This window comes from Xanthomonas sp. SHU 308, from assembly GCF_000364645.1.
In the GTDB taxonomy this organism is placed as follows: domain Bacteria; phylum Pseudomonadota; class Gammaproteobacteria; order Xanthomonadales; family Xanthomonadaceae; genus Xanthomonas_A; species Xanthomonas_A sontii.
In genome coordinates this window covers 1-7408 of record NZ_AQOK01000230.1, presented here as the reverse complement: position 1 = coordinate 7408, position 7408 = coordinate 1, and the positions used below count along the sequence as shown (strand labels likewise).

Below are 7408 nucleotides of genomic sequence, written 5' to 3'. Positions count from 1 at the left end.
AGGCGCCGACCGCGGCACCCGCCACCGCCGACGACGGCGCCTTGCCGCCGCCGGACATCGACCAGCCCGATAGCGACGTGCCGCCGGCACAGGCGCCGGCCTCGGCGCTGCCGCCGGAACTGGCCGCGGACGACCGGCAACTGGCCCGCATCGATGGCTATGGCGACCTGCGCCTGGGCATGTCGGCGGCGCAGGCACGCGCCGCCTGGGGCGGCGAGCTCGACGGCCAGCCCAGCGCCGGCAGCAGCTGCTACGTGCTGCGTCCGCGCTGGGCCAAGGGCAACAACCGGTTCGGCCTGATGATCGAAGACGACAAGTTGGTGCGCTACGACGTGCGCACCCCCAAGGAGACCGCGCCCGGCGGCGGCAAGGTCGGCATTGACCTGGCGCAACTGCGCGCGCTGTATGCCGGTCGCGTGGAAGAGCAGCCGCACAAGTACGTCGAAGGCGCCAAGGTGCTGCGCGTGCGCGGCGAGTCCGGCCAGCCTGGCGTGCTGGTGTTCGAGACCGACGCCGCCGGCAAGGCCGTCGCCTGGCGCGTGGGCCTGCCGCCGCAGGTGGATTACGTGGAAGGGTGTGGCTGAGAAGCCGGGAATAGGGAATCGGGAGTGGGGAATCGGAAAGGCGTGCGGGTCGAGTGATGGCGGTAACTCGGCCCGCCTATGTCAATGTCACCCACGTGGTGCATGAACGCTCCTTGGCTTTTCGCTTTTCCCCATTCCCGATTCCCGATTCTCCATTCCCAGCCGGCGCTCGCGCCGACGCGCACGCCGCGCGTACCAACGTTCGCGCAGGCAGGAGAAGATCACGTACAGCGCCGGGGTGCTGAGCAGGGTCAGGCTCTGCGAGATCAGCAGGCCGCCGATCATCGCGATGCCGAGCGGGCGACGCAGCTCCGAGCCTTCGCCCAGGCCCACCGCCAGCGGCACCGCAGCCAGGATCGCCACCATCGTGGTCATCATGATCGGGCGGAAGCGCACGATGCAGGCTTCGCGCGCGGCCTCCAGCGGGGTCTTGCCGTGCTCGCGCTCGGCGACCAGGGCGAAGTCGATCATCATGATCGCGTTCTTCTTGACGATGCCGATCAGCAGCACTAGCGCGATCATCGAGATCACCGATAGCTCGGTGTCGGTGACCCACAGCGCCAGCAGGGCGCCCATGCCGGCGGCCGGCAGGGTGGAGAGGATGGTCACCGGGTGCACCAGGCTCTCGTAGAGCATGCCCAGCACGATGTAGACCACCACGATCGCGGCCAGCACCAGCACCAGCATCGAGTTCGGCTGCAGCTGCACGCCGAAGCCGCCGCCGTCGGCGATGCGGATATCGCCGGGCATGCGCAGCCCGGCCACGGTGGCGGCGATGATCGCATCGCCCTCGCCGGTGCTCACGCCTGGCGCCAGGTTGTAGCTCAGGTCCATGGTCGTGTACTGGTTCATGTGCGTGATCTGCGACGGCGCCAGCCCCGGCACCTGACGCGCCACCGCGGTCAGCGGGATCATCGTGCCGTTGCGGGTGGGCACGTAGATGCGGTTCAGCGCCGCCGGCGTGGCGGTCTGGTCCGGCAGCGCGTTGACCACCACGCTGTACTGGTTGAGGTCGGAGTAGATGGTGGAGATCTGGCGCTGGCCGAACGCGCCGTACAGCGCGCCGTCGATGGCGCCGATCGACACGCCCAGGCGCGCGGCCAGGGCGCGGTCGATGACGATGTTCTGGCGCAGGCCGGCGTTGTCCACGTCGGTGCCGACGTCGCGCAGCTTGGGGTTCTGCTTCAGGGCGGCCTGCAGTTTGGGCAGCCACTCCTGCAACTGCGCGTTGTCGTTGCCCTGCAGCGAGACGCGGTACTGCGCGCCCTGGCTGGTGCCGCCGCCACCGTCGCTGGGCAGATCCTGGATCGCGCGCAGGCGCAGCTGCAGGTCGGGGTAGCGGTCGGCCTTGGCGCTGAGCCGCGCCAGCACCTGCGCGGTGGTATCGGTGCGGCCTTCGTCGCGGCGCTTGAGCTCGATGTTGAAGCTGGCGCTGGAGCCCTGGCGGCTGCTGCCCAGGCGCGCGCCGACGATCTTCACCGCCGGGTCGGACATCAGCATGTCGGTGATGCGGCGCTGGCGGTTGACCATGTCGGCGAAGGACACGGTGGCGCTGGAGGTGGCGCGGCCCCAGATCAGGCCGGTGTCCTGCGCCGGGAACGAGCCCTTCTTGACTGCGCCGGCCAGGAACACCGTGGCCGCGATCAGCAGCAGCGGGGTCAGCGCCAGCAGCAGCGCGTGGCGCAGCGAGAAGTCCAGGGCCACGGTGTACACGCGCAGCATGCGATCGTGCATGCGCTCCAGCCAGGCGCCGAAGCGGCCGGGTTGCTCCGGCTCGGCGTGCGCGGACAGGAAGCGGCTGCACAGCGCCGGGGTCAGCGTCAGCGAGACCACCGCCGAGACGCAGATCGCCGCGACCAGGGTGACGGTGAACTCGCGGAAGAACACCCCGATCATGCCGCTGGCGAACAGGATCGGAATGAACACCGCCACCAGCGAGGCGGTGATCGAGACGATGGTGAAGCCGATCTCGCGCGCGCCGGCCAGCGCCGCGTCCAGCCGCGACATGCCCTCGTCGAGGTGGCGCATGATGTTCTCGATGACCACGATCGCATCGTCGACGACGAAGCCGATCGCGATCACCAGCGCCAGCAGGCTCAGGTTGTTGAGGGTGAAGCCCATGACGTACATCGCCAGCGCCGCGCCGGCCAACGACAGCGGCACGGTGGCCGCGGCGATCAGCGTGGGCGCCAGCCGGCGCAGGAACAGCGCCATGGTCAGCACCACCATCGCCAGGCTGATCATCAGCGTGGCCTGCACCTCGTTGAGCGAGGCGCGGATGGTCGGCGTGCGGTCGAAGTACGCCGTCATCCTGGTGCCCGGCTGCAGGTAGGTGCGCAGCATCGGGATCTCGGCCTTGACCCGGTCCACCGTCTCCACGATGTTGGCGCCGGCGCGGGTGAACACGTACATCACCACCGCCGGCTTGCCGCCGAACCAGGCCGCCTGGTAGGCATCCTGCTGGCCGTCGTAGACGTTGGCGATGTCGCGCAGGCGCACCGCGCGGCCCTGTTGCTGGCTGATCACCACCTGGCCGAAGTCGGCGGCCTTGGCCACCGCGTCGTTGGCGACGATGGCCGTGGTGGTGGCGCCGTCGCTGAGGAAGCCGGTGGGCGAGGTGACGTTGGCCGCGCGCACCGCGTTGCGCAGGTCGTCCGGGGTCAGGCCCATGGCATTGAGCGCGCGCAGGTTCACGTCCACCCGCACCGCCGGGGTGGAGGCGCCGCCGATGTCCACCGAGGCCACGCCGGTGATCTGGCGCAGGCGCTGCGCGAGCAGCGAATCGGCGACGTTGTACAGCTCGTCGGCCGACTGCGTGTCCGAGGTCAGGGCGATGGCGATGACCGGGTCGTCGTTGGGATTGGCCTTCTGGTAGCGCGGCGTGGCCAGGCCGGAGGGCAGGTCGGCCTGCGCGGCGTTGATCGCGGTCTGCACGTCCTGCGCCGCCGAATCGATGTTGCGGCTGCTCTGGAACACCATGAACACCTGGCTGTTCCCCTCCGAGCTGGAGGAGCGCATGGTGTCGATGCCGGGCACCTGGCCCAGGTGCCGCTCCAGCGGCGCGGTGACCGTGGCGGCCATGGTCGAGGCATCGGCGCCGGCCTGGCTGGCCTGCACGAAGATCACCGGGATCGAGATGTTCGGCAGCGCCGCCACGCCCAGGCGCAGGTAGCACATCATGCCGATCACGAACAGGCCGATGGCCAGCAGCGCGGTGCCGATGGGACGGCGGATGAAGGGCGCGGAGATGTTCATGGGGCCGGGAATGGGGAATGGGGAATCGGGAATCGCAGTACGCGCCCTGTGTCAGTCTTTCGAGGATCCGGCATGGAGTGAACGAGTCGGCAGCGTGCGGACTCGGCGCTTTCCGATTCCCGATTCCCCATTCCCGATTCCCGGCCCCTCACGCCCTTCCCTCCGCCGCCGTCGCCTGCCGCGCCGCACGCCGCTCGCGCCAGCGACGCACGCGCTCGGAGGCGCGTTCCATGTACAGGTAGATCACCGGGGTGGTGTATAGGGTGACCAGCTGCGACAGCAGCAGACCGCCGACGATGGAAATGCCGAGCGGGCGGCGCAGTTCCGAGCCGATGCCATCGCCCAGCGCCAGCGGCAGTGCGCCGAGCATCGCCGCGGCGGTGGTCATCATGATCGGGCGGAAACGCAGCAGGCAGGCGCGACGGATCGCGTCGTGGGCGTTGGCGCCCTCGCGGCGTGCGTCGATCGCGAAGTCGATCATCATGATCGCGTTCTTCTTGACGATGCCGATCAGCAGCACGATGCCGACGATGCCGTCCACCGACAGGCTCAGCCCGCACAGCATCAGCGCCAGCAGCGCGCCGACGCCGGCCGGCGGCAGCGTGGAGATGATCGTCAGCGGGTGGATGTAGCTCTCGTACAGCACGCCCAGCACGATGTAGATCAGCACCACCGAGGCCAGCAGCAGCCACACCACGTCGGTCTGGCTGCCGGTGAATTCGGCGGCCTTGCCGATGAACTCGGCATGCAGCTGCGGCGGCAACTGCAACTGCGCGCGGGTTTCCTCGATCGCCGCCACCGCCTGCGACAGCGAGTAGCCCTGCGCCAGGTTGAACGACACGGTGACCGCCGGCAGTTGCTGCTGGTGGCTGACCACCAGCGGCGTGGTCGACTGCTTGGCCTCGGCCACCGCCGCCAGCGGCACGGTGCCGCCGCTGCCGACGGTGATGCCGGTGTTCTGCGCGCCGATGCCGGTGGCGGTGGAGGAGTTGCTGGAGGTGGTCTGGCCGAAGCTGGTGGCGTTGCTGGCGGTCAGCGCGCCGCTGCCGTTGCTGGCCACCGCCAGTTGGTTGAGCAGCGCGGTGCTGGTGCGGAACTCCGGCGCCACTTCCAGCACCACGCGGTACTGGTTGAGCTGGGTGAAGATGGTGGAGATCTGGCGCTGGCCGAAGGCGTCGTACAGCGTGTCGTCGATGGTCTGCATCGGCACGCCGAGGGTGCTGGCCTTTTCGCGGTCCACGTGCAGTTCCAGCGCACGGCCCTGGTTGGCCAGGTTGTTGTCCACGTCGGCCAGTTCCGGGCGCTTGCGCAGCGCCTCGGTCAGGCGCGTGGCCTGGGTCGCCAGCTCGGCGCTGTCCACGTCCGAGAGCGAGTACTGGTACTCGGTGGTGGCCACGCGGGTGTCCAGGGTCACGTCCTGCACCGGCTTCAGGTACAGGGCGACGCCGGGCAGCCCGGCCACCGCCTTCTGCAGCCGCGGCAGCAGGTCTTCCAGGCTGTCGCGGTCGCTGCGCGGCTTCAGCACGATGCTGAGCTGGCCCTGGTTGAGGGTGGGGTTCATCGAGCCGGCGCCGATGAAGGCGGCCACGCCGGTCACCGCCGGGTCGCGCCGCAGCGCCTCGGCCACCGCCTGGGTGCGCTGCTCCATCTGCGGGAACGCCACGTTCTGGTCGGCCTGGACCACGCCGGTGATCAGCCCGGTGTCCTGCTCGGGCAGCAGGCCCTTGGGGATCACCACGTACAGCAGCACGGTCAGCACCATCGTCGCCAGCGCCACCAGCAGGGTCAGCTTTTGGTGGCCCAGCACCCAGTCCAGGCTGCGCTCGTACACGCCCACGGTGCGCGACCACAGCGTGGTCTTACCGGCCGCCGCGGTGCGCTCGTGCGCGTCCTCGCCCTCGGGCAGTGCGTCGGGCTTGAGCAGGTAGGCGCACATCATCGGCGTCAGCGTCAGCGACACCAGCATCGAGATCACCACCGCGATGCTCAGCACCCAGGCGAACTCGTGGAACAGGCGGCCGGTGACGCCGGGCATCAGGATCAGCGGCAGGAACACCGCCACCAGCGACACGGTCAGCGACAGCACGGTGAAGCCGATCTGGCGCGCGCCGATCTCCGCGGCCTCGCGGCCGCTCTTGCCCTGTTCGATGTAGCGCACGATGTTCTCGATCATCACGATCGCATCGTCGACCACGAAGCCGGTGGCCACCACCAGCGCCATCAGCGACAGGTTGTCCAGCGACATGCCGGCGAAGGCCATCACCGCGAAGGTGCCGGCCAGCGACAGCGGCACCGCCACCGACGGGATCACGGTGGCCCACAGCCGGCGCAGGAACACGAAGATCACCGCCACCACCAGGCCGATGGTCAGGATCAGTGTGAACTTGACCTCGTGTACCGAGGCGCGAATGGTCTCGGTGCGGTCGGAGAACACGTCCAGGTGCACGCCGGCCGGCAGCACGCCCTGCAGCTGCGGCAGGATCGCGCGGATCTGCTCGACCGTCTGCACGATGTTGGCGCCGGGCTGGCGGCGCACTTCCAGCAGCACCGCCGGCTTGCCGTCTGCCCAGGCGGCGAGCTGGTCGTTCTCCACCCCGTCCACCACCTTGGCCACGTCCGACAGCCGCACCGGCGCGCCGTTGCGGTAGCTGATCACGGTGTCGCGGTACTCGGCGGCGCTGGACAGCTGGTCGTTGGTGCCGATGCTGTAGGACTGGGTCTTGCCGTTGAGCGAGCCCTTCGGCGCGTTGACGTTGGTCTGGGTCAGCGCGCTGCGCAGCGCCTCCAGGGTCAGGCCCATGTTCGACAGTTGCGCCGGATTGACCTGGATGCGCACCGCCGGACGCACGTTGCCGGCGATCGACACTAGGCCCACGCCCGGGACCTGCGACAGGCGCTGGGCCAGGATCGAGTCGGCGTAGTTGTTGACCTCGCGCAGCGGCAGCGTGTCGGAGCTGAGCTTGAGGGTGAGGATCGCCGCGTCGGCCGGGTTCACCCGGTTGTAGACCGGCTGGTAGGGCAGCGAGGAGGGCAGGGTGGACTGGCGGATCGCCGCCTGCACGTCCTGCGCGGCGATGTCGATGTCGCGGTCCATCGCGAACTGCAGCACGATCGTGGACAGACCGGCCGACGAGTCGGAGGTCATCATCTGCAGCCCGGAGATCTGCCCGAGCTGGCGCTCCAGCGGCGTGGTCACCAGCGAGGCCATGGTGCTGGCGTTGGCGCCGGGATACTGCGTGGTCACCACCAGGCTGGGCGCGTCGATTTCCGGCAGCGCCGACACCGGCAGCTGCCGGTAGCCGAGGATGCCGAGCAGCAGCACGCCTGCCATCAGCAAGGTGGTGGCGATCGGGCGGCGGATGAAGATCGTCGAAAAGCCCACGGGGAAGATCCTTGCTGGTGAGAGTCCGGCGCGGCCAGGCCGGCGCCGGGAAAGACGGCGGAATCAGCGGGGGCCGTGACCCTGCGCCGCGATCGCGACGTGGGGCGGGAACGCCGCCGCCTGTGGGCGATCCAGCCGACGCCCGCCACGCAGGCGCGGCAGGGCCGTTGCCGCAGCGCGCCGCGTG

3 protein-coding genes are annotated in these 7408 nt (G+C 69.5%); 1 reads left to right on the top strand and 2 read right to left on the bottom strand.

Annotated features, from left to right (window positions below; all coding sequences use genetic code 11):
• Positions 1-584 (top strand): hypothetical protein (locus D588_RS0108550; RefSeq protein WP_017915668.1); only part of this gene is annotated, 584 nt, incomplete at its 5' end.
• A gap of 87 nt (positions 585-671) precedes the next feature.
• Here the strand turns inward: D588_RS0108550 and D588_RS0108545 are convergent.
• Together D588_RS0108545 and D588_RS0108540 are read right to left on the bottom strand one after the other, a co-directional pair.
• Positions 672-3839: an efflux RND transporter permease subunit gene (locus D588_RS0108545; RefSeq protein ID WP_017915667.1), complete on the bottom strand. Its 3168-nt coding sequence runs from the start codon at positions 3837-3839 to the stop codon at positions 672-674.
• Between the two features lie 148 nt (positions 3840-3987).
• Positions 3988-7221 carry an efflux RND transporter permease subunit gene (locus D588_RS0108540; RefSeq protein ID WP_017915666.1) on the bottom strand — a complete coding sequence of 1078 codons (3234 nt, stop codon included), beginning with the start codon at positions 7219-7221 and terminating at the stop codon, positions 3988-3990.
• Positions 7222-7408 lie beyond the last annotated feature (187 nt).